At 69.7% G+C, this 23,043-nt stretch carries 18 protein-coding genes and 2 pseudogenes; 11 read left to right on the top strand and 9 right to left on the bottom strand.

Annotated elements, in window-relative coordinates:
- Positions 1 to 19: 19 nt before the first annotated feature.
- Together ACIBUY_RS28225 and nirB are read right to left on the bottom strand one after the other, a co-directional pair.
- Complete coding sequence (locus ACIBUY_RS28225; RefSeq protein ID WP_365576708.1) at positions 20 to 1,453, bottom strand: NarK family nitrate/nitrite MFS transporter; 1,434 nt, start codon at positions 1,451 to 1,453, stop codon at positions 20 to 22.
- A gap of 135 nt (positions 1,454 to 1,588) precedes the next feature.
- Entirely contained in the window at positions 1,589 to 4,345 is a 2,757-nt protein-coding gene (nirB, locus tag ACIBUY_RS28220; RefSeq protein ID WP_399154124.1) for a nitrite reductase large subunit NirB, read from the bottom strand.
- Positions 4,346 to 4,674: 329 nt separating this feature from the next.
- Here nirB and ACIBUY_RS28215 point away from each other — a divergent pair, with 329 nt between their 5' ends.
- From ACIBUY_RS28215 to ACIBUY_RS28195, 5 genes are all read left to right on the top strand, one after another.
- Positions 4,675 to 5,433, top strand: coding sequence for a sirohydrochlorin chelatase (locus tag ACIBUY_RS28215; RefSeq protein ID WP_399154123.1), 759 nt, complete (start codon positions 4,675 to 4,677; stop codon positions 5,431 to 5,433).
- 397 nt (positions 5,434 to 5,830) lie between these two features.
- Positions 5,831 to 6,979, top strand: a complete 1,149-nt coding sequence (locus tag ACIBUY_RS28210) for a low temperature requirement protein A (RefSeq protein WP_365576714.1) — start codon at positions 5,831 to 5,833, stop codon at positions 6,977 to 6,979.
- A gap of 188 nt (positions 6,980 to 7,167) precedes the next feature.
- Positions 7,168 to 8,313, top strand: coding sequence for a P1 family peptidase (locus ACIBUY_RS28205; RefSeq protein ID WP_399154122.1), 1,146 nt, complete (start codon positions 7,168 to 7,170; stop codon positions 8,311 to 8,313).
- Between the two features lie 200 nt (positions 8,314 to 8,513).
- Entirely contained in the window at positions 8,514 to 9,710 is a 1,197-nt protein-coding gene (locus ACIBUY_RS28200; RefSeq protein ID WP_399154121.1) for an Ig-like domain-containing protein, read from the top strand.
- 164 nt (positions 9,711 to 9,874) lie between these two features.
- Positions 9,875 to 10,654, top strand: coding sequence for a DUF6227 family protein (locus ACIBUY_RS28195; protein WP_365576720.1), 780 nt, complete (start codon positions 9,875 to 9,877; stop codon positions 10,652 to 10,654).
- Positions 10,655 to 10,677: 23 nt separating this feature from the next.
- On the opposite strand, the gene ACIBUY_RS28190 is transcribed toward ACIBUY_RS28195, so the two are convergent.
- Positions 10,678 to 10,923 (bottom strand): hypothetical protein, encoded by a 246-nt coding sequence (locus ACIBUY_RS28190; protein ID WP_365576722.1) that lies wholly within the window; start codon positions 10,921 to 10,923, stop codon positions 10,678 to 10,680.
- A 216-nt stretch (positions 10,924 to 11,139) separates the two neighbouring features.
- Between ACIBUY_RS28190 and ACIBUY_RS28185 the strand changes: the two genes are divergently transcribed.
- From ACIBUY_RS28185 to ACIBUY_RS28170, 4 genes and pseudogenes are all read left to right on the top strand, one after another.
- Complete coding sequence (locus tag ACIBUY_RS28185; RefSeq protein WP_399154120.1) at positions 11,140 to 11,886, top strand: recombinase family protein; 747 nt, start codon at positions 11,140 to 11,142, stop codon at positions 11,884 to 11,886.
- A gap of 4 nt (positions 11,887 to 11,890) precedes the next feature.
- A pseudogene (locus ACIBUY_RS28180) lies at positions 11,891 to 12,220 on the top strand (zinc ribbon domain-containing protein); the annotation flags it as partial.
- 12 nt (positions 12,221 to 12,232) lie between these two features.
- Positions 12,233 to 12,520 (top strand): hypothetical protein, encoded by a 288-nt coding sequence (locus tag ACIBUY_RS28175; RefSeq protein ID WP_399154225.1) that lies wholly within the window; start codon positions 12,233 to 12,235, stop codon positions 12,518 to 12,520.
- 57 nt (positions 12,521 to 12,577) lie between these two features.
- Positions 12,578 to 13,495 (top strand): GNAT family N-acetyltransferase, encoded by a 918-nt coding sequence (locus ACIBUY_RS28170; protein ID WP_399154119.1) that lies wholly within the window; start codon positions 12,578 to 12,580, stop codon positions 13,493 to 13,495.
- Positions 13,496 to 13,580: 85 nt separating this feature from the next.
- Here the strand turns inward: ACIBUY_RS28170 and ACIBUY_RS28165 are convergent.
- Positions 13,581 to 14,714, bottom strand: a pseudogene (locus ACIBUY_RS28165) (PTS fructose transporter subunit IIC); the annotation flags it as partial.
- 46 nt (positions 14,715 to 14,760) lie between these two features.
- Here ACIBUY_RS28165 and ACIBUY_RS28160 point away from each other — a divergent pair.
- Positions 14,761 to 16,386 (top strand): recombinase family protein, encoded by a 1,626-nt coding sequence (locus tag ACIBUY_RS28160; RefSeq protein ID WP_399154118.1) that lies wholly within the window; start codon positions 14,761 to 14,763, stop codon positions 16,384 to 16,386.
- Between the two features lie 142 nt (positions 16,387 to 16,528).
- Here the strand turns inward: ACIBUY_RS28160 and ACIBUY_RS28155 are convergent, their stop codons facing one another.
- From ACIBUY_RS28155 to ACIBUY_RS28135, 5 genes are all read right to left on the bottom strand, one after another.
- The gene (locus ACIBUY_RS28155; RefSeq protein WP_399154117.1) at positions 16,529 to 18,010 is read right to left on the bottom strand and encodes a replication initiator; all 1,482 of its coding nucleotides are present in this window, start codon (positions 18,008 to 18,010) and stop codon (positions 16,529 to 16,531) included.
- 157 nt (positions 18,011 to 18,167) lie between these two features.
- The gene (locus ACIBUY_RS28150) at positions 18,168 to 18,860 is read right to left on the bottom strand and encodes a DUF2637 domain-containing protein (RefSeq protein ID WP_399154116.1); all 693 of its coding nucleotides are present in this window, start codon (positions 18,858 to 18,860) and stop codon (positions 18,168 to 18,170) included.
- Between the two features lie 48 nt (positions 18,861 to 18,908).
- Positions 18,909 to 20,312 (bottom strand): FtsK/SpoIIIE domain-containing protein, encoded by a 1,404-nt coding sequence (locus ACIBUY_RS28145; RefSeq protein WP_399154115.1) that lies wholly within the window; start codon positions 20,310 to 20,312, stop codon positions 18,909 to 18,911.
- Entirely contained in the window at positions 20,309 to 20,515 is a 207-nt protein-coding gene (locus ACIBUY_RS28140) for a hypothetical protein (protein ID WP_399154114.1), read from the bottom strand. Before ACIBUY_RS28140 ends, ACIBUY_RS28145 begins: the two co-directional genes overlap by 4 nt.
- Positions 20,516 to 20,541: 26 nt before the next feature.
- The gene (locus tag ACIBUY_RS28135; RefSeq protein WP_399154113.1) at positions 20,542 to 20,940 is read right to left on the bottom strand and encodes a hypothetical protein; all 399 of its coding nucleotides are present in this window, start codon (positions 20,938 to 20,940) and stop codon (positions 20,542 to 20,544) included.
- A 161-nt stretch (positions 20,941 to 21,101) separates the two neighbouring features.
- Here ACIBUY_RS28135 and ACIBUY_RS28130 point away from each other — a divergent pair, with 161 nt between their 5' ends.
- Complete coding sequence (locus ACIBUY_RS28130; RefSeq protein WP_399154112.1) at positions 21,102 to 21,587, top strand: GntR family transcriptional regulator; 486 nt, start codon at positions 21,102 to 21,104, stop codon at positions 21,585 to 21,587.
- Positions 21,588 to 23,043 lie beyond the last annotated feature (1,456 nt).

Raw genomic sequence — 23,043 nt, 5'->3', positions numbered from 1 at the left:
TTTCTTTCCGGCCCGGCGGTCAGCTCGGGGACTCGGCGCCCTTGCGGGCGTAGAACCACCAGCAGACGACGATGCACGTGGCGTAGAAGCCCACGAAGGCCCACAGGGCGCTGGTCACCGCGAAGTTGGCGAACATCGCCGGGATGAAGAAGAAGCCGTACGCGGCGATCGCCGAGGTGAAGCCGGTGACGGCGCCGGACTCCATCTCCGCCTGCTTGAGCGCCTTCGTGTACTCGGGCGTGCCCTCGGTCAGGCCCTTCAGGTGCTGGCTGCGGAAGATGACCGGGATCTGACGGAACGTGGAGCCGTTGCCGAGACCGCTGAAGAGGAACGCCAGGTAGAAGCAGGCGAGGAAGCCCCAGAAGGAGCCGCCCGCACCGCCTGTGGGCATGAAGTTGATGACGCCGATGATCGAGGCGGCCATGCCGACGAACGAGAGGATCGTGACGCGCGCGCCGCCCAGCTTGTCGCCGAGCCAGCCGCCGCCCCAGCGGGCGAGGGCACCGATGGCCGGGCCGATCCAGGCGTAGGTGGCGGCCGTGTAGGCGGCGTCGATCGGGGTCCACGTGGTCTTGATCAGCATCGGCAGGGCCGCGGCGAAGCCGATGAAGGAGCCGAACGTGCCGACGTACAGCCAGGTCATCAGCCAGTTGTGCTTGCGCTTGAAGATGACCTTCTGCTGCTTGAAGGGGGTGGAGGCGACCTTCAGGTCGTTCTGGCCGAACCAGGCGAGGGCGGCCAGGACCACCAGGACGGGGACCCACAGGAACGCGGCGTTCTGCAGGTAGACCGGGGTGCCGTCCGCCTTGTGCTGGGCAGAGCCGAGGGCGATGACCGAGCTGGTGATGACGATCGGCGTGAGCAGCTGGACGACGGAGACGCCGAGGTTGCCGAGGCCGCCGTTGATGCCGGTCGCGTTGCCCTTCTCCCGCTTGGGGAAGAAGAAGCCGATGTTCGCGAGCGAGGAGGCGAAGTTGGCGCCGCCGAAGCCGCAGAGGGCGGCGATGGCGACCATCACGGCGTAGGGCGTGCCGGTGTTCTGGACGGCGAAGCCGAGCCAGATCAGCGGGATCACCAGGACCAGCGTGGACAGCGCGGTGAAGCGGCGCTGGCCGATGCGCGGGCCGAGGAAGGTGTAGAAGATGCGGGCCGTGCCGCCGGTGAGGCCGGGCACGGCGGTCAGCCAGAACAGCTGCGAGGTGCTGAAGCTGAAGCCGACGTCGCCCAGGTTCGTCGCGGTGACGCTCCAGACCTGCCACACCACGAAGGCGACCAGCAGGGCGGGGACGGCGATCCACAGGTTGCGGGCGGCGACCCGCTTGCCCACGGACTTCCAGAAGAGCTCGTTCTCGGGTTCCCAGTCGGAGATGGCCCGGCCGGGCCGGTACTGCTGGGGGTCATAGGAACGGGTGACGTCGTCGACCACGGCGGCGTCCCGGACGGCAGGACTCATGGCGTGTTCCTGGTGGTGAGGAGGGTTTTCCTTGCTCCTCAAGACTCCCGCCGGGATAAGTGGGACGTAAGAGGCGTTGGTCGCCGTCCCAGCGCCCCGAAAGTCGGGACCGCCGCGCGACCAAGGTCCCCCGGCTCACCCGGCGTTGGGCACCTCGTGGACGGCCAGGCGCACGGACGGGTCGTCGAGGCACTCCCCCGTGCGCAGGTCGAACTCCTGCTTGTGCATCGGGGAGGCCACGACGGGGGCGCCGTCGCGGGTGCCCATGATGCCGTTCGCGATGACGGCGGCGCCGGAGAACGGGTCGCGGTCGTCGACGGCGTAGACCCGGCCGTCGATGTCCTTGAAGAGGGCGGCCTCGGTGCCGTCGGGCAGCACGGCCGGGCGGCCGCGGCCCGGCTCGAGGAAGCTCGGGTCGGATACGAAGGGGGCGAAGCGGGCGAGGGCGGCCGGGTCGTCGAGGACGGCCTGCCACTCGTCGCGGTAGGCGCTGACGTGCCGCTCCATCTGGGCCTCCAGGTCGGCGCAGAGACCGAGGGAGTCCTCGAGGAGGACGGACTTCAGGTGGTCGAGGCCACCGATGCGCTCGAACCAGGCGGCGGTGCGCTCCAGGCGCTCGCCGGTGCGCACGTAGTACATGAGGAACCGGTCGGTCAGGCGCAGCAGTTCGTCGCTCGACAGGTCGGTGGCGAGGAGGTCGGCGTGGCGGGGGGTGGTGCCGCCGTTGCCGCAGACGTACAGGTTCCAGCCGCCGGCGGTGGCGATGACGCCGATGTCCTTGCCGCGGGCCTCGGCGCACTCGCGCAGACAGCCGGAGACACCGCCCTTGATCTTGTGCGGGGTGCGCAGACCGCGGTAGCGCAGCTCCAGGTCGATGGCGAGCTGGACCGAGTCGCCCTGGCCGAACCGGCAGAACTTGGCGCCGACGCAGGACTTCACCGTGCGCAGCGACTTGCCGTACGCCTGGCCGGACTCCAGGCCGACGTCGACCAACCGGCGCCAGATGGCGGGCAGTTGTTCCTTGCGGGCGCCGAAGAGGTCGATGCGCTGACCGCCGGTGATCTTCGTGTAGAGGCCGTGGTCGCGGGCGACCTCGCCGATCGCGATGAGCTGTTCGGCGGTGATCTCGCCGCCGGGGACGCGCGGGACGACGGAGTAGGTGCCGTCCTTCTGGAGGTTGGCGAGGAAGAGGTCGTTGGAGTCCTGGAGGGTGGCCTGCTCGCCCTGGAGGATGTGGGTGAGGCCGAGTTCGGGGGCGAGGGTGCCCAGGATGTTGGCGACGACCGGCTTGCAGACGGTGCAGCCGTCGGCGGCGCCCGCGTCACCGCGCCCGTGGGCCGCGATCAACTCGCTGAAGGAGGCGATGCGTTCGGTGCGGATCGTGTCGTAGATCTCGGCGCGGGTCAGCGCGAAGTGCTCGCACAGGCCGCGGGCGACCTCGACCCCGGCGGCGGCGAGTTCGGCGTCCAGGACGGACTGGAGGGTGCCGACGCAGCCGCCGCAGCCGGTGCCCGCCTTGGTGCAGCGCTTGATGCCGCCGACGTCGGTGAGGGACTCGGCGGTGACGGCCTCGCGGACGGCGCCCTTGGTGACGTTGTGGCAGCTGCAGATCACCGCGTCGTCGGGCAGGGAGTCTGCGCCGGGTGCGCCTTCCGCGCCCGTGGACGGCACGAGGTAGGCCTCCGGGGAGGCGGGCAGTTCCCGGCCCGCGTGCGGCTTGAGCGTCCCGTACGCGGTGGCATCGCCGACCAGGATGCCGCCGAGGAGCCGGCCGTCGGGGCCGAGGACGAGCTTCTTGTAGACGCCCTCGCGGGAGTCGGAGAAGACGACCGCCATCGCGCCGCTGTCCGCGCGCTCGTCCCCGTCGCAGGCGAACGGGTCGCCGAAGGACGCCACGTCCGCGCCGAGCAGTTTGAGCTTGGTGGAGGTGTCGGCGCCGGTGAAGGTCGTGGTGCCCTCGCCCGCGAGCGCATCGGCGGCGGCCTCGGCCATCTGATAGCCCGGCGCGACCAGGCCGTAGACCCGGCCGTCGGAGGTCTGCGCGCACTCGCCGATCGCGTACACGTACGGGTCCGTGGTCCGGCAGTGCCGGTCGACCACGACGCCGCCGCGGTCGCCGACGGCCAGTCCCGCCTCACGGGCGAGCCGGTCGCGGGGGCGGACCCCGGCCGAGAAGACGACGACATCGGCGTCGAGCGCCCGGCCGTCGGTCAGGTGCAGGGCGTGGGCCGAGCCGTCGGCGTCGGTCTCGACGGCGCGGGCGCCGACCCCGGTGTGCACGGCCACGCCCATCCCCTCGATGGTGGCGCGCAGCGCGTCGGAACCCCCGTCGTCGACCTGCAGCGGCATGAGGCGCGGGGCGAACTCGACGACGTGCGTGTCCAGGCCAAGGGTGCGCAGGGCGCCGGCCGCCTCCAGGCCGAGCAGGCCGCCGCCGATGACGACGCCGGTGCGGGTCGTCTCGCGGGACGCGTACTCGGTGAGGGACTCGACGTCGTACAGAGTGCGGTACGTGAAGCAGCCCGGGGCGTCGGCGCCGTCGATGGGCGGGACGAAGGGGTACGAGCCGGTGGCCAGGACGAGGGCGTCATAGGGGAAGACGGCGCCGGAGGTGGTGGTGACGGTCCGCGCTGCGGTGTCGATGTGCTCGGCCGGGTCGCCCAGGCGCAGATCGATGCCGTGATCGGCGATGAACTCGGGGGTGGAGAGGGCGAGTTCCGCGGGGTCCGTGCCGGTGAAGGCGGAGGAGAGGTGGACGCGGTCGTAGGCCGGGCGGTCCTCTTCGGCGAGGACGGTGACGTGCCAGGTCGTCAGGGCGTCGCGCTCCGCGAGGAGCTGGAGGAGGTGGTGGCCGACCATGCCGTGGCCTATGAGTACCAGGTGGTGGGGCATGGAGGGCGCTCCGGGGGTGCGGTGGGTTTGCGGGCCGACGTGTTCGACGGTAGGCCGGAAATGGGCGCGCTCCGCGTCGAATTGGGCCCGTTGGGGCGGGACCTGTTGCCCTTGTGCGGGGTGCGTTGGTCCTGGCCCCGGGGTGGGGGCCGGGGCGGGGGATGGGGTGGGGGATGGGATTGGGGTCGGGGGCGGCCCGGGTCCAAAGGCCTGGTCATCAGGGGCTTGTGGCGGGCTCCCGGCCGGGGGCGGCGGCGTAGCGTCGGACGAAGCGGGCTGCCCCCGACCACTTGCGCAGCCCGCTCTCACCCTCCCCGGAGGAGCCCGTCATGTCTCTCGTTCTCGCCGTGCACGGCAGTGCCCTGCCCGCCGCCGGGGCCACCGTGGGGCGGCTGCGCGAGGCCGTCGAGGCGCGGCTCGGGCAGCGGCCCGCGGTCGGGCATCTGGATCATCAACTGCCGTCGCTCAAGGGCGTGTTGCAGGCCACCGCCGCCACCGGGGCGCAGACGGTCGTCGTGCCGTTGCTGCTGGGGGACGGGTTCCATCGCATCGTCGACATCCCGGCCGTGATCGCCGCGCACGGCGGGCCCGGGTGCGTGCTGACGCCCAGCCTGAGCGGGGCGGCCGAGGTGGACGCGGCGTTGGAGGCGCGCCTGGCCGAAGCCGAAGCGAAAGCCGAAGCCGAAGCCGAGGGCGGCATCACGGGGCAGGGTGTCGACGCGCTGGTGTTCGCCGCCGCGGGGTCGTCGCGGCCCGGCGGGAACAGTGGGGCGCTGCTCGCGGCCCGGCGGCTGGCCGACCGGCGCCCCGGGACGCCGGTCGTCACGGCGTACTGCTCCGCGGCGGAGCCGACCGTGCCCGAGGCGCTGGCGCGGCTGCGGGCCGCGGGGTACCGGCGGATCGGGATCGTGACGCATCTGCTGGCCCCCGGCCGGTTCACACAGGCTCTGGGCGCGGCCCCCGCCGAGCTGGTCACGGCGCCGCTGGCGGACCATTCGGCCATCGCCGATCTCGTCGTACGCCGCTATCGGGAGGCGTCGGACGGACGGGCGCCGCTCGGGGCCGCGGCCGTACTGACGGCTGCCTGAATCTCCCGAACACCCCTGGGTCCCCTGCCCCGGGGGTCCCACGAGCATCTCTGGATCCCACGACCATCCCTGGGCGCCACGAACATCTCTGGGCCCCACAACCATCTCTGGGTCCCACGAACATCTCTGGAGCCCCACGAACATCCCTGGGCCCCCGAACACCCCTGACTCCCCTGGCACCCGGGTCCCCCGAACACTCCCGGATCCCCGCTCCCCCGCGCGCCGATCCCCCCACCCCGCCGCCCCGATCTGCTGTCCTGGGCGCATGACCTCCACGCCGGACACACCAGGTACATCAGGCACACCAGGTACATCAGGCACACCAGATACATCAGGCACGCCAGGCACCCCGTCCCCCTCGCCCCACTCGGAAACAGGCCGTCCCCCGCTGCGCCGCATGGTCGAGCGCGGGCGGGACGAGGAGCATCGGGTCGCGTCGCCGCTGGAGCTGTTCTTCGACCTGTGCTTCGTCGTGGCGGTGGCGCAGGGCGGGGTCGAGCTCGTCCATGCCGTGGCCGAGGGGCACGCGGGCAGCGGCATCGTCGACTACGCACGGATCTTCTTCGCCATCTGGTGGGCGTGGATGAACTTCACCTGGTTCGCCTCGGCGTACGACAACGACGACGTGCTCTACCGGATCGTCACACTCGTACAGATCGCGGGCGTGCTCGTGCTCGCGGCCGGGGTGTCGAAGGCCTTCGCCGACGAGTTCACCGTCGTCTACCTCGGCTACCTGATCATGCGGCTGGCGATGGCGGCGCACTGGCTGCGCGCGGCGCGGGCGACGAGCGGGGCGGAGCGCACGGCCGCGTTGCGGTACGCGGGCGGGGTGCTGCTGTGCCAAGTGGGTTGGCTGGGGCTGATGTTCACGCCGTCGGGGGCCCGGAACTGGGTTTTCCTGGCGATGGCGGTCCTGGAGATGTGCGTTCCGGTGTACGCGGAGAAGGACCGGCAGACGTCCTGGCACCCGCACCACATCTCCGAGCGCTACGGCCTGTTCACGATCATCGTGCTCGGCGAGTCGATCGCCGCGGCGACGGTCGCGGTGAAGTCGGGCATTCAGGAGAACGACGCCCTCGGTGACCTGCTGCCGATCGCGGCTGGCGGGTTGCTGATCGTGTTCGCGGCGTGGTGGATCTACTTCGCGGTGCCGATCCACGACCGGTTGCGCACCAACGGGCAGGCGTTCCTGTGGGGTTACGGCCACTACTTCGTGTTCGCGTCGGCGGCGGCGATCGGCGCGGGCATCGAGGTCGCGGTCGAACAGGCAGTGGGCAAGGCGCACCTGTCGACAACCGCGGCGTCGGCGGCCGTGACGATCCCGTCGGCATTGTTCCTGCTGATGGTGTGGTTGCTGCACGCGCGGTACTTCAAGGTGGGGGTGGCGCAGCAACTCACGCTGCCGGTCAGTGCGTTGCTGGTGCTCGGCTGTACGTTCGCGGGGCATCGGGCGGTGCTCGCGGCGGGGGTCGTGGCGGCGTTGACGGTGGCCGTCGGGGTGACGCTGTCGGCGCGTACGGTCCGGGCGTCCAGCGCGCAGGGATGACACCGAAGCGCTCGATTCCCCCGGTGCGCGCGCATGGGCGTTACGCGGGCATGACGCCGAAGCGCTCAGCTCCCCCCGGTGCGCGCGCATGGGGCGTTACGCGGGCATGACGCCGAAGCCGCTCAACTCCCTTGGCGCGCCCAGGACATCACGCCGAGGCCGCGCCACTCCCGTGGTACGCATGGAGCATGACGACGACGCCCGCCAAGACCTCCGCCGCACCCCCAACCCGCCACGACGCGCTCACCGACGTACCGGGCCTGCGGGTCGGTCACGCCACCCGCACCGGCGGCGGTTTCCTGACCGGCACCACGGTCGTGCTCGCCCCCGAGGGCGGCGCGGTCACCGCCGTCGACGTGCGCGGCGGCGGCCCCGGCACCCGGGAGACCGACGCGCTCGACCCGCGCAATCTGGTGCAGCGCATCGAGGCGATCGTGCTGACCGGCGGCAGCGCGTACGGGCTCGACGCGGCGTCCGGCGTGATGGCGTGGCTGGAGGAGCAGGGCCGCGGGGTGCCGGTCGGCGGCCCCGAGCGGGTCGTCCCCGTCGTGCCCGCGGCCTGCGTCTTCGACCTCGGCCGCGGCGGCGACTGGCGCGCACGGCCCGATGCGGCGACGGGCCGCGCAGCGGTGGAGGCAGCGGCGGCGACCGGGCCGGGCTCCCCCGTCCAGGAAGGCAGTGTGGGCGCGGGCACCGGCACGCTCGTCGGCCGGATCCGCGGCGGCATCGGCACCGCGTCCACCGTTCTCGACTCCGGGATCACGGTGGGCGCGCTGGTCGTCGCGAACGCGGCGGGCTCGGCGCTCGACCCGGCGACGGGGGCGTTGTACGGGGAGTTCTTCGCGGGGCGCGGCCCGGTGACGTACCCCGCGCCCGCGGTGCACGAGGCGGCGGGCAAACGGCTCGCGGAGGCCGCGGCGGCGAACGGGCCCGCGCCCCTCAACACCACCCTCGCCGTCGTCGCCACCGACGCCGACCTCACCCGCGCCCAGGCGCAGAAGGTCGCGGGCACCGCGCACGACGGCATCGCGCGCGCCGTGCGCCCGGTGCACCTGCTCAACGACGGCGACACGGTCTTCGCCCTCGCCACGGGCGCCCGGCCGCTGGACGCCGCCGATCCCCTTGCCCTGAACGAGATCCTGGCCGCGGGCGCGGACCTCGTGACGCGCGCGATCGTACGGGCCGTGCGCGCGGCCGAGTCGGCACACGCCCCCGGACCCGACCTCGGCCCCAGCCCCAGCCCCAGCCCCAGCCCCAGCCCCAGCGGCACGCACCTGTCGCACCCGTCTCACCTGTCGTACAGCGAGCTCTACGGCCCCGCCCCTTCCGCGTAACGGCGCCCTCACCCACGTACGTCCACGTAGGTCCACGTACGTCCACGCGCATCATGCGCATCATGCGCATCGCGCACACCTACGTAACAGAACTGTCCCTGTGTCCGCCTTCACAACAACCGGAGGGAACCTCTCCGGTCATCTCGGACTCTCTCCCCGTACCGGATCAAGTACGCGGAACAGCGGAACAGGAGCAGACCGTGAGAAGGCAGAACATAGCCGTCGCGTGGGCAGCACTCGCCATCGGCGCACTCACCCTCACGGCCTGCGGGGGCAACGCCAGCGCCGACGGCAACAAGGGCGGCAAGGACGGCGGCGGCGCGCAGGACGCCCCGCAGATCACCATCTCCGCCAAGGACGGCTCGACCGGCGCGTCGATCAACGCCACGGGCGTCAAGGTCAGCGACGGCAAGCTCACCGACGTGAAGATGACCGAGTCGGCCACCGGCAAGGCCGTGACCGGCGCGATCGCGGCGGACGGCGCGTCCTGGAAGCCCAAGGAGCAGCTGGACCGCGGCACCAAGTACCGCATCTCCGCGACCGCCAAGGACGGCGAGGGCCACACGGCCGCCGCCAACTCGATCTTCACGACCGTGTCGAACGCGAACAGCTTCATCGGCACGTACACGCCCGACAACGGCACGACGGTCGGTGTCGGGATGCCGGTCTCCTTCACGTTCGACAAGGCGATCACGAACAAGAAGGACGTGCAGTCGCACATCTCGGTCACGTCCAGCAGCGGCCAGCAGGTCGTCGGCCACTGGTTCGGCGCGCAGCGCCTGGACTTCCGGCCGCAGGACTACTGGAAGGCCGGCTCCAAGGTCACGATGAAGATCGACCTCGACGGCGTCGAGGGGGCGAACGGCGTGCACGGCGTCCAGGACAAGACCGTCACCTTCACCGTCGGCCGCAAGCAGGTCTCCACGGTCGACGCGAACACGCAGAAGATGACGGTCGAGCGCGACGGCCAGGTCATCAAGACGGTCCCGGTGTCGACCGGCAGCGACCAACACCCCACCTACAACGGCCAGATGGTGATCTCCGAGAAGTTCGTGCAGACGCGCATGAACGGCTCGACGGTCGGCTTCGGCGGCGAGTACGACATCGCCGACGTGCCGCACGCGATGCGCCTGTCGCAGTCCGGCACGTTCATCCACGGCAACTACTGGAGCTCGCCCGGCATCTTCGGCGCCCAGGGCACCAGCCACGGCTGCATCGGCATGCAGGACGTGCGGGGCGCGGGCGGCGACACGACCGCCAAGTGGTTCTACGACCACTCGCTCGTCGGCGACGTCGTCGTCATGAAGAACTCGCACGACAAGACGATCTCCCCGGACAACGGGCTCAACGGCTGGAACATGAGCTGGAGCCAGTGGACGGCGGGCAGCGCCGCCTGAGGCACCCCACCCCTCTCCACGACACGGGCCGCGCGGGAACCTCCCGCGCGGCCTGCGCGTTGTGCAATTACCGTTCCCCGTTTACGAATTCACGGACATGATGTCCGACCAAGGGGCTACGGTATGCACCCACGAGGTGACATGCAGCAATGCCGGGAGGTGCCTTGAGCGTTCCGCACGACTACGGCTACGAGTCCGACGCCGCTGCGTCCACGTCGGCCGCGTCCCCCGAGGAGCAGCTGGCCCGCCTCCTGGGCCGCGCTCTCAACTCCTTCGAACTGCCCGACGAGACCCTGCACCGCCTCGACAGCGCGCTCGCGTACGCCGGTTCGCTGCACTCGGCCCACCACAGCGCGGGCCGGCACCGCGAGACGTACCGGCACACCTGGCTGCTCGCCGACGGCAGCCCGCTCACCCTCTGGGAGCTCGTGCACAACATGGGGCGGGACACCGCACCCCAGCACGAGGTCTACGTCACCGAGGACGAGCTGCACCTGGCGACCGGCCGCCTGCCGCTGCCCCCGGAGGCCACACCGGAGTTCGACCTCCAGGTCCCCATCGCCCCGGCCGGCTCCGTGCACTTCCCGCCGATCCCGCCGCAGCCCCGCAGGTTCGGCCCCGCCGACCCGGACAGCTCCGTGGACCACGCCCGCCGGCTGCTGCGCCGCGCGGAGAACCCGGACGTGACGACGCGGCCCGGCCCCGGCACCGCCCGACTGCTGCGCCAGGCGTGCGCCCACCAGATCACCCAGGCGTTCGGCCGCCGCGTCAGCCAGGGATTCTCCCTCTACGAGCACGCGTTCCTGCTGCGCGACGGGGGCGAGATCAGCCTCTGGGAGGTCGAGCACACGGCGACCCCTGACGGCCGCCACATGTGCGAGGTCTATCCGACCCAGGAAGAGGCCCGCGCCGCGATCGAACACCGGGCGGGCTGCAGGCCCTGAGGCCTGCGCGCGGGTCAATACAGTTAGCGCCTGCTGAACTGCCGTACAAGACCGGCGAAAGCGTCCTGCTCGTCGGCGGTCAGCGCCACCGACTCCACGGCAGGCGGCTGCGCCTGCCCCGGCAGCGCACCCATGGGCAAGGCCATCGGCTCCGACGGCCGGAAGCCGACGATCCGCACCAGACGGATCAGACCGACCACCCACGCCACCGTGGCGACCGCGAGAATCGCCAGGCCTATCTGCTGAAGGATCGACACGTGCTCAGGCATGCGTCCCAGTGAACACCACGGTCCGGGACTTTGGTCCCGGACCGTGACGTATCTCGCAGGAACGGACAGTTCCCCATGAGTGCCCTGTGAGCATCTACAGGCAGGAGCGATTCGCGGCGCCTTGCTCACACTCCCGAGTGACTCTTCAGCCGACCTTCCCGTTTCGCACATGCGCGCCCATAGCGTTCGTTCCATCGAGGGGCACGGGGAGGCGACGTGAAGGAAGCAGCGCTGGGCATCTACGTCCGGCAATCCGATGACGAGCGAGGGCCCGAAGGCCGCTGGCTCGGCGCTGCGGTAGCGCGTCAGGAGTACGCGTGCCAATGGCTCGTGGCCGCGCTCGGCGGCGTCGCGGTCCGGGTGTACGACGACAACGCTCGCTCAGCTTCGCTGCCCGGTGTGCGCCGCCCCGCATACGAAGAGCTTCTTGCCGACCTCGCAGCAGGAGTGATCGACGGGTTCGTCTTCGCACACGCCGACCGAGTCGCCCGCCGGGCATCCGACGCCGCCCGCGTCTGCGCCCTGTACGAAGAGCAACCCCGACTGGTGGGCAGATCGGTCGAGGGCGGGGTCGACTTGTCACGGTCCAGCGGACGTTCACTGTTCCTCCGCCAGGCTCTCGACGGCGGCACCGAGGCAGACGCCACGGCCCGGCGGCAGCGCGCCGCCAATCTGCATCGGGCCCTGACCGGCCAAGCCCACATCGGCGCCATCGCCTGGGGCTGGGACAAGGAGGGCCGCCTGCAGTACCCCGCCGCTGCGCTTCTGCGGCACGGCATCGAGGCAGCGGTCTCAGGCGCCTGTGTGCGCGAGATCCGCGCGGACTGGTCGCACCACGGTGTGACCGGACGCACCGGCAAGCCGGTCGCCCGCAAGACCGTGCTGCTCCGCCTCATCAACCCGCGCAACGCGGGCTACCGCATCTACGCCTCGGCGCGGTGCTTCCTGGCTGTGGACGCCTGACCTGGTGCTCCACGGCGACGGTGGGCTTCCTGTCACGGGCGAGTGGCAGCCCGTGGTCGCACCCGCGATCTACTGGGCCGCGGTGCACAGCCTGAAAGGGCAGCTCGACGTTGCTCATGAGCGGGGCCACAGTGGTCCTCCACCCGGTCTGTACACCCGCCTCCTGTCGGGCCGAGTGCGGTGCAGCCTGTGCGGGGTGTCCATGGTCGTCTCCGCACGAACGGTGAGCACGGGTCGGGCAGCAGGGACGCGACAGCCGTTCTACCGCTGCCCCTCCATCAACGGCGGATGCGGCCGTCTCTCTCGTACCGCAGCTTCCCTGGAGGCCTATGTGGAGGGTGAGTTGATGGCACGCCTGGCACAGATGGTGACCGCGCCTGCCGCCCCCGCCGCGCATGGGGCCGATGCGGAGACCTCGTACCGTCACAGGGCACTGGCCCGGCACCGCACCGAGTTGGTCCGGTCCGCGCAGCACGCTGTCGCCCAATGGCCCCAGCTGAAACTTCCCGAGCAGCGCGCCCAACTGGCCGCACATGTACGGGAGGTGGTGCTCCGGCCGGCACCTCGTGGCCGGTGGTTCGATCCGGCGACGGTCGACATCCACTGGACCGACGCCGTAGCCGAGGCGTCGTAGAGGCCTCACGAAGTGCCGGCCCGGAGCGGGAAGACGGTGCGCGGCTACCATCCGCCGATGCCATCAACTGTCCCGTCACTTCCGCGCGGTTACCGTTCTCGGCCCGCGAACGTCCACGACGTCCCAGCCATCCACGCGCTCGTCGCGGCCTGCGAGCGAGACGCGTACGGGTATGTACGGAGCACTGCCGGGACCGTCGCCGCCGGTCTCGCGCGGCCGGGGCTGGTGCCGGAGTCCGACACCGTGCTCGTCCTGGACCGGGCAGGGCGCCTGGTCGCACGGGCCTGGGTGCACCGACGGTCCGAGGTCGATGTGCACCCCGAGCACCGGGGACGCGGGCTGGGCGCGGCGCTGCTCGACTGGGCGGAGGCACGGGCCCGGGAGGCCGGAGACGACGGCATCGTGCAGACCGTTCCGGACACGGACTCGGGCGCCGTCGCCCTGGTGCGCTCGCGCGGGTACGGGCCACTGGCAACAGCCTGGCTGCTGGAGTTCACCATGCCCGCGGAACCTGCCGTGCCCGAGCCGCCGGCGGGCGTCACGGTGCGCGCCTTCCGTGGCGGCGACGCTCCCGCCGCGCATGTCCTCGTACAGGATGCCTTCGACGCGTGGCAGCAGCGTCGGCAGGCGTACGAGGAGTGGGCCACTCATACCGTCGAGCAGCCCTCGTTCGCCGCGGAGCAGTCCTCCTTGGCCTTTGTCGACGGTCAACTCGTGGGTGCGGTACTGGCGTTGGGTGCGACGGGGTCACGCGAGGGACATCTGGAGCAGGTCGCGGTACGTCACGACCAGCGCGGCCGGGGCATCGCGCGACTGCTGCTGCGCCACACGTTCCGCGCTTTCCACCGGTCGGGCCGTCATTCCTGCACGCTGTGGACGCACTCGGACACCGGTGCGCTCGAACTCTATCTCCGCGCAGGCATGACGGTCCGGCACAGCTCCACGGTCTTCCGCAGGGATCTCCGCGCCCAGTAGCGCTTGGTCGTGTTCTGTCGTCAGCTTCAACGCCTGGACGGCGGCGGTCCGTTGACCGCCGCCGTCCGAGGCATGCAGCGTGTGGTCACACCTTGAGAGGCCCCTCGACCCCTGCGGGCAGCATCGCCGCCGACACCGCGGCCGGGGCGGCCTGCGCGCTCGGCACGGCGCCCTGTGCCGCATGAGCGGCCTCGGTCGGCAGGTCGGCGGCGGGCTTGCGCAGGGACTTCAGGAGGACGGTCAGCGCCGCCGTGACGCACACACCCGCGGCGATCGCCACGAGGTACAACCACGCGCTACCGATCAGCGGGACCACGAAGATGCCGCCGTGCGGGGCGCGCAGGGTGGCGCCGAAGGTCATCGACAGGGCTCCGGTAACACCGCCGCCGACCATCGACGGCACGATCACGCGGATCGGATCGGCCGCGGCGAACGGAATCGCGCCTTCGGTGATGAATGACGCGCCGAGCACCCACGCCGCCTTGCCGTTCTCCCGCTCGGTCCTGGTGAAGAGCCTCGGACGGACGGTCGTCGCGAGCGCCATGGCCAGCGGCGGGACCATACCGGCGGCCATGACCGCGGCCATGACCTTGAGCGAGCCGTCGTTGGGGGTGGCGAGACCGCCGACGGCGAAGGCGTACGCGACCTTGTTGAGCGGACCGCCCAGGTCGCTGGCCATCATCAGGCCGAGCACGACGCCCAGGATGATCGCGTTCGACCCCGACAACGAGGCCAGCCAGTCCGTCAGCCGGGTCTGCACCCAGGCGATCGGATGCCCCACGACCGCGAACATCAGGAAGCCCACGACCGCCGACGAGGTCAGCGGGATCACCACCACCGGCATGATGCCGCGCACCACGTCGGGCACCTTGACCCGCTGGATCGCCAGCACCACGGCACCGGCGATCAGACCGCCGACCAGGCCGCCGAGGAACCCCGCGTTGATCGTGACCGCGATCGAGCCCGCCACGAACCCGGGAACCAGACCCGGCCGGTCCGCCATGCCGTACGCGATGTACCCGGCCAGCACCGGGACCAGGAAGGCGAAGGCCGCCTGGCCGGTCCAGAACATCAGGGCGGCCCAGCTGTGCATGGAGCCCCAGTGGAAGGCGTCGATGAGCGACTGCACATCCGTATTGGCGATCTTGTAGCCGCCGAGGGCGAAGGAGATCGCGATGAGCAGCCCGCCCGCCGCCACGAACGGCACCATGTAACTGACGGTCTACTTTATTCTAGGCACTTGACCTAACAGCGGGAGGCTAGCAGTGGCCAAGCCATCTTCCAAGTGGCAGATGCACCCTGACCTACAGCGGGCACTTGCCGAGGGCCAGACCTTCGAGGAGTGGCTTGAAGACCGCAAGCCCTGTTGCTCGTACGCCCGGATCACCCTGGACCGGCGTGAGGAGAAGGGCGTAGGCCGCCAGCACCGCAACTGCGACGAGTTCGCCGAGGAGCACGGGTGCGCGATCGTCTACCGCTACACCGACAACCACATTACGGCCGCGGATCCCGACATCGAGCGGCCGGCCTTTCTGCGGCTGGTACGTGATCTCCGAGCGCGGCGCACCGAGGAGAGCTACCCGCTACACGGGGTCTTCGTCGTCGAGGAAGAGCGCATCGTGCGACTCCCCGAGGACTACTTGCGCCTGCACCGAGCGCTCACCGTCGACAACAAGGGTCTGTACGCCGTCACCGACACCAGGACCGTCCTGGACGTGCACAGCGATGCCGAGATGCTGCGTGGTCTGCTCACGTCGGCCATGGGCGAGCGCGAGGTCACCAAGGTCAAGCGGCGTGTGAAGCGCAATGTTCGGGACCAGGCGCTGGAAGGCGCTCCGACCGGGCCATGTCGCTTCGGATGGGAGGGGCCGGACCCGAAGACCGGCAGGAAGGTCAACGAGAAGTTGCGGCCCAAGGAGGCCAAGGTTCTGCGCGAGTGCATCGACAAGGCGTTGGCGGGCAAGCACTGGGCCACGATCGTCGAGCACTTGGACAAGAGCGGGTTCCTGACGCTTCGCGGCAACAAGTGGGCGACGACACCGGTTCAGTACATGCTCACGAACCCCGCTCTGTGCGGATACCGCATGATCAACGGCGAGTTGGTGTGCGACCCGAAGACCGGCGAGCCGGTGGTGGGCAAGTGGGAGACCGTGTGCTCACCGGAGGAGTGGTACAAGCTGGTAGCTCGCTGTCCGGTGTGGTTCAACCCGAACGGAGAAACGGCAAAAACCCGCTTCATGGAGAAGGTGAAGCGGGAGGGGAAGAAGAACTTCCGAGAGATCGCGGAGGAGACCCGGCGCTTCCTGCTCACGAACATCGCGCGATGCGGGTACGTGAAGGAGGACGGTTCGCTGTGCTTCGCGAAGATGAAGGGCACTCCGCCCAGCGGTACCAACAAGCAGGACCGCTACCGGTGCGGTGACCCACGGTGCAACAAGGTGAGCCGTCGGGCCGATCTCATGGACAAGGCCATAGAGAAACTGGTGGTCAAGATCCTCGTGGATCAGTTCGCGGCGCGGAAGCCGAACGAGGTGACGTGGTACGGCGAGGACACGCTGGCCACGCTGGTCAAGAAGCAGCAGGAGATCAAAGAGGCTTACAAGACAGGCCAGTTCAGCACGGCCGAGTATCTGGAGTTCAAGGACGACAACGACGCCCAGATCGCCACGTCGCAGAAGGACCGGGACGACTTCTACGCGGAACAGGCCGCCAAGAACTTCCTTGCCGGGTTCAGCGCCGAGAAGTGGGCGGACTTCGACATGCGGCAGAAACGGAAGGCGATCGCCACGGTCCTGCAAGCCGTCGTCGTCCACCCACTCCCCCAAGGTCGGTCCCGGAGCAGTCAGTTCGACCCGGAACTGTTGGAGCCGGTGTTCAGGCCCACCTACTGACAGAGGTCCCGAAGGATCTCCAGCTGCCCTTCGCCCAAGCGAGGGGCAGCTTTCGCGTGGGCGGCGGCCCATGCCTCGATGGCGCGCGAAATCGGTTCATCTTCGGTCCCTGGAGGCAGACGCTCCACCTCCAGGGCCGCCGTCATTCCCACAACTCACCTTCGCTCTTGATGCGTTGCCGTTCCGCCTGTTCGTGGCGGACCTGGGCGGCGATGAGTTGTTCGCCGGGGGTGTATCCGAGGCCGAGGAAGGTCCAGTCGGAGACGACGAAGGTGACGTCGTCCAGGTTCTCGGTATCGTTCGGCTGCTCCACGTCCTCGAGGACGAGGTGGTCGTCGTGGTGGGCGCGGCGCCAGGCGCGGCGTTCCTCGCGCAGGGCGCCGAGGGTGGTGGAGTAGCGGCGGGATTTGGTGGAGAAGTGGCCGCGGAAGCCAAGCATGTGCGCCCATTTGTGAAGCTTGAAGGCGGCGAGTTCGGGGATGGTGGCCAGGTCGAAGCAGGTGCGGATCATCTGGCGGACGTGGGCCGGGAGCCGCAGGTGGTCGAGGGGTTCGCGGCCGTTTCCGTCGCAGGTGGGGCAGGGAGCGGGGTGGCCGGCGGGGGTGGTGGTCTGTCCGTTGCCGTGGCAGTCGCGGCAGTGCAAGGGGCGATCGAGGGCGCCGGAGTCTTCGGCGCCTTTGGTGGCGTACTTGGCGATGTATCCGGCGACGGCTTCGGCGGTGAGGCGGCCTTCGCCGGTGTCGGGGGTGATCTGGCGTACGTCGATCTGCTGGCCCCAGCGCAGGGTGCGTTCGCCGAGCTGTTCGGCCTGGACGTGCAGGGTGGCGTGGCGGGCCGCGAGTTTGACGGCCTTGGTGAGCACGGCGGCGGTGGCCTTGGGAGGCGGGGGCTGGGTGCTGCCTTCGGGGCCGTCGAAGCGGATGATCGCGTGGTAGTGGACAACACCGCGCTTTTGGAACTCGGCGACCTTGGCGAAGGAGACACGAAGGATCTCGGCGGCTTCCTTCTGGGTGAGGTCCAGGAGGCGGGCGACGTAGCGACGCAGGTAGGTGGTGAAGCGGCCCCACAGGAGTCCGGCGTGGGCGTTGAACAGGACGGCGCCGGTGTAGTCGTAGCGGGCCAGGTCGAGAGGTGCGCCGAGGGCGGGGGCGTTGTCGGGATGCTGAGTACCGCAGCGGCAGCGGGGCTGGCCGCGCCAGGTGGTGCCGTGGACAGGGCCGAAGCTGGGCGCGGTGAGGGTCGCGAACACCCTTGGGTGAGTGGCGACTTGTGCTGTGATGTTCTTGCCTCCTGCGACTCCGGCCTTGATGAGCTGGTAGGTGTCGCCCGCATAGGTGCGGGAGCAGGAGGGGCAGCGGGAGGCGCGGCGGTTGTTGCAGGCGACCAGGAGGCCGCCGGTCGCGTGGTCGGCGGTGTTGAAGCTGTGCAGGATGCGGCCGGTGCGGGCGTGGACGGTTTCGGTGTATCCGGCGAGCCTGATCGGGTTGGTGCAGCCACGGGCCGCGCGGACCTGGTTGCGGACCTGGTCGAAGCGCTCGTGGTGAAGGTGAGTGAGCAGTTCACGGAGGGCAGGGCTCTTCACGTGGCCCAAGTCGGCGGCGGGTCGAGGCTCAGGGGCGGGCATCGGGCGAGTGCTCCTCTCGATATACGCGGTGGTGAGGGTGTGGGGCCCCGAGCCGCGCCTGTGGCAGAGGAAGCCGCAGGCATGGCTCGGAGCAGGGGGAACCGTGACCTCAAGGGGCCATCGGGAATGTGGTGTTCGGTGTGCGCCCGACGCGAGTTCAGGCCGTGAGCTGGGCGTGTGCGGCCGTGGCGATCGGCTGCGCGACACCGAGGCGGGCGCGGAGCTGTACCGAGGTGATGGGTTCGCCGTGGGCTGCCAGGTGGGAGGCGGCGATGGAGCGGGCCGCATCCAGCAAGGGGGCCGGTACGGCGGGCGTCGGGCCAAGAGTTGACGCCATAGGCGCAGGCTCCGGGGCGCGGATGGGAGTGGGCTGCGCTTCGGCCGTCGCAGCGTCGACGACCGGTTCGGGCGTAGGGGCGAGTTCCTGCACGGGAGCCGGGTCGGGGTGGGTGACCGTGTGGAAGTGGCGGAGCAGGGAGGGGCCGACACTGCCCCAGCCGAGCAGGAGGAGCGGGGCGACCGCGTCCACGCAAGCCCGGCCGTAGTGTCCGGCCAGCAAGGGTTCGGCGACGTTGAGAGCGAGGGTGAACAGGCCGGACAGGTGCATCAGGCGCGTGGCGGGGCGCAGTTGGTCATCGGGGACGCCGCGCAGGGCCAGGTAGCGCTGGGCGATGAGGAGACCGACCACGGACAGGTCGACCATGGGGGCGATCAGCGGGGCGACCAGGTGGGGCACTCCCAGGCGCAGGGCGAGGTTCCAGACGTTGCCGAAGGAGAACACGAACGCCAGGGCTGCGATGACCATCATCACGACGGTGACGGTGAGCTGCGTGATCCGATCCTCTGCCATGAGTAATTCACCTCCCTTCAGAGGCTGTTGGGGACTGATGGGGGCGGATCAGGCCGCGGTGGGCAGGTCGTCCGGGGGCGGGGTCTTGTCGAGGCTCAGGTGGCCGTAGCGGGCCAGGAGCTTGGCGGGGTCGCGGGTGAGGTGGGCCGTCTGTTCGGCGACGCGCTCCGCGTCCGCGTCGGCGACGTAGGGGGTGCGGATGCGCACGAAGCCCACGCGGTTCTGGGCGGCCATGACCGCGACACCGACGTACTTCGGGTCCTGGAGGGTGATGGGGTTGACGTCGTCCCACTTGCGGATGTCATCGCCGAGCGCGGCGACGGCGGCGTCAGTGGTCTTCTGCGCGAAGGACAGGCCGACCGGGCACACGTCGCGGATGAAGGTAGGCAGGGCGTCGCCGGTCGCCTTCTGGGTGGCCGGGATGGTCAGCATGCCGACGCTGCGGCCCTTCTTCGTCAGGTCCTCCACGAGGCGGGCGTTCTCGGCCGACAGCGCCGCGAGCTTCTTGGTGGCGGGGTCGCTGCCCTTGTAGTCACGGAAGAACGTGTGGGCCTCGTCCACGATGACAATGACCAGCGGCCAGTCCTCGGTGGGGCCGTGGTGCCACATGTTGGACGTGCCGAACACTGCCTTCACCAGCGCCGTGCGGTCCACGCGGAGCTGGACCATCTCCTTGAAGAAGCGATTCGCCGCTTCAAGGTCGTCGCCGACGAACCGGAACAGGCGGGGCGCGACACTCGCGTAGTCGCCGTGCTCGGCGCGCGCGGACTTGCCGTCGACCACGGCGATCTGCACCAGCGGGGAGGGTGCGAAGTCGCAGATGAGCCGGTTGATGAAGGAGGTCTTGCCGTAGCCGGGCAGGCCGGCCACCGTCACCCCGGGCACGTTGGCCAGGTCGATGGCGATGGGGGTGGCGTACTCGTCCCACCCCAGTTCCCAACGGGTGATGTCGGCCGGGGGCTTGCCGGAGGGGGTGTGGGTGGTCTTGGTGGCCAGCGGGTCCTGACGCACGGCGCGAAGGATGACCTGTCCCGGGTGTTCGGCGGGGGCGACGGAGACCCGCACGCACCGCCAGGCGTCGGCGAGGAAGCGGGCGGACTTCTGGAATTCCTCCAGGCCCACCTGGGGAAGGCAGTTGGCATGCACGATCACGCCGAACCGGTCCGGGGTGGTCTTGACGGCGGGGATCAGCACCCGGGGTTCGGGCTTCTGGCCGTCCTTGGCGGTCAGCGAGGCCATGAAAGTCGGCGTCTTGTCAGTGACGGACAGGTTCGCCATCCGGGCCAGACGCTTCCAGCCCCACCGGATCCTGCGCGCCTGCCGGATGCTCTGGCGCGTCAGGGGATCGGCCCGGGCATAGCGCACCAGCACGATCACGGCCCACACCAGCAGGACGGCTATTCCCAGGCCCGCCCCGTACGGGGCGTAGCCGAAAACTACGTCGAGGTTCATGCGGTTCCTTCCTTCAGCATGCCGCCATCGGCGGCGAGTTGATGACTGCGGGAACGGTGGAGGCGGGAGAAGAAGAGCACCAGCTCATAGCGCTCCCGGCTGGTCAACGGCTGGTACTCGTGCGCGAGCCAGCCGCGCTCCACCTCGTGGACGAGGGAGGGGAAACGGTCCTGCGGGCCGATGGCCCGGGCGGGCGAGGGCATGTGACCTCGCCCGCCCCAGGCGCCCACTACGCGGCCTTCTTCGAGGAACCGACCGCCGCCTCAGCCCCGCCCCCCGGAACGGCCGTACTGGCGGGCTGGACCAGTTCCAGGCGCTTGACCCGATAAGCGATGCCATCGGAGAGGTTGCCGTTGAAGACGCGCGCCCACGGAATGGCGACGAGTTCCACCGGCCGCACTGCCATGCCCGGCATCAGACCTTCGGGCAGGCCCGAGGCCGGAAGCGTGATCTTCAGGAGTTCGGCGCGGCCGTCCTCCATCTGCATCACCGACAGGACGTAGAGGGTTTCGTTGGTCTCCCGGTCGACGGCGATCTCTCCCGTTTCCGGGTTCTTGATCTTCGGCACGGCCGCGGTGCCGGTGAGGAAGCTGGTGGTCTCGGGGGTCGCTACGCGGATGACAGCCACAGAAGGCTCCTTCGTTCTTGTTGGTTCGGCGGTCGAGGCGACCGCGATGGATCAAGTAGTACCCAGCCTAGCTAGCTAAGTCAAGTGGCTTCAGTGACTTAGCTATCCAGGTGGATCAGAAGAGGGTGTTAGCCGGGCTAGGCCGGGCTACCCTGTGAGGTATGACGAAGCCGACGACGGATGCCCGCCCGCCCTATCAGCGGGTCGCGGACGTACTGCGGCAGGAGATCACCGCCGGCCGTCTCAAGCCGGGCGAACAGATGCCCTCGCACCGCGAGCTCCAGGAGCGGTTCGAGATCGCGAACATGACCGCCCGCAGTGCCTTGCGCGTCCTGCGCGAGGAAGGACTGATCTACACGGTCCAGGGGCGCGGCAGCTTCGTCATGGACCAGGCCGCCCCGGCAACGGGCGAGTTCAGCATCAAGTACACGACGCCCGCTTGGTGGCGCGCGAGCACCGACACTCCACCAGCCGACAAGGATGGCAAGTCCGGGGAGAGCGGAGCCCCAGAGGGTGAACTCGTCCAGATGCTGCGCGGAGCGCTTGGGCAACTGGACGCGCTGACTTCGGAGATGGGCGAACTCAGGCATCAGGTGTCCCAACTGCAAGCGAAGGTCGAGAAGCTAGAACATCCAGACGGGCGTTGAGCTCTTCCGCCCGTTCGTGCATCTCCCACACCTGCCCGCGCAGATCCGTTGTCCGCTGCATGATCTGCGCCAGCAGACCGCTCACGTCCTCGCTCATCCCCGTCGTTCCCCTCATCGCGCTGTCGTTCATGTCAGCCATGTCGTTCACGCTCCCTGCGGCACTCACCACCCCACTCACCAACTCCGGGATCCGCGGCCACAGTTCGGCCACGAAGTCCGTGGTAAGGGCCGCGGCGAGCAGGCTCCAGACCCGCTGAGACCAACTTGCCTCCTGATCGATGGCCGGCGCCCCGCCCTGCCCGCCAGGTGGGCAGCCGCAGCCGGATCTCCCGCCACGCGGACAATCGACGCGCCTTCCCGTCCCGCCATGCGGGCTGCACCCACTTCCTCATCTGTTGCGCTGCGGCCCAGGCGCCACGGCGACAGGGAAAAGGATCCGGAGAATCGCCGGTTTGGGTAACCGGGGAATCTCCATACAATGCGCGGCCGTATCACGCGCACACCTCCCCGACCGGCCGCGGACCGGGTGTCGCGGCGAGGCATAAATGAAGCCCCGGGATCAGCCGTTTCCCTAACGGCCGGAACCGGTATATAAGTGCACCCCTCACCGGCCGCACCCTGCGCCTGCGCCGAGGAACGGCCCTGGAATCCCAGCCCCATCCTTGCGAGCGGCAGCCTGCCGCAAAAGTCCGCAAGCCAGTCAGAGGCAATCAAAATTCTCTCTTTTCGATGTTTTACCAGGTCATGAGGCACAAATGGACTTCCCGCCCTAAAGCCTCCCCATAGCGGGAAACCGGGGATTTCGAACGCAGCCACAGGCCACTCCCCGCGCATTCGCCCTCGAGTCACCGGCGCACGGGTAGTGCGACGGCCGTGGCCACACCCGCCGATCACCCGACATGCAGCGGCAGGCACATTCCGCTCCATCAAGGCCCTCCCGATTGCAGTTCCGCCATCACCAACTCAAGGAGAGCCAGAGCCCCAAACGTGACCATCGAGGTCGAAATTTTTCTGACACTCGCCCACCCAGGGGGCACATACGGACCCAAAGGGATGTTTCCGCCAGAGCGTTAGAAAGTGCACGTTCGCCGCATCTCATGAAGCAGACGTTAAGCCCACTTGCCTGTGGATAAATATCTGCGGCTCGAAGAACAGATCATGATGTTCTCTGCAAACAAGGAGAAATCGACGCACTGAGCCGCAGCCCTGCCGAAGCGGGCACGCAAGAACCCGGGCGAGGCAGGCAGCCCCGTAGCCACCCGAAGGCGCCAGGCCGAACTCGACAGGTCGGCGGGCCTGTTCAGACTTTCTCTACTTGATCAAGGCGGCCCGCTCACGCGGGCCGCGGGGCGGGGGGGGCGGGGCGCCCCCCCCCCCCCGGGGAACCCCCCCCCCCCCCCCCCCCCCCCCCCCCGCCCCGCCGCCCCCCCCCCCCCCGAAGCCCGCCCCCCGAGCT

It is taken from the genome of Streptomyces sp. NPDC050085 (assembly GCF_044460595.1).
Lineage (GTDB): Bacteria > Actinomycetota > Actinomycetes > Streptomycetales > Streptomycetaceae > Streptomyces.
This window is presented reverse-complemented; position numbering and strand designations above follow the sequence as displayed.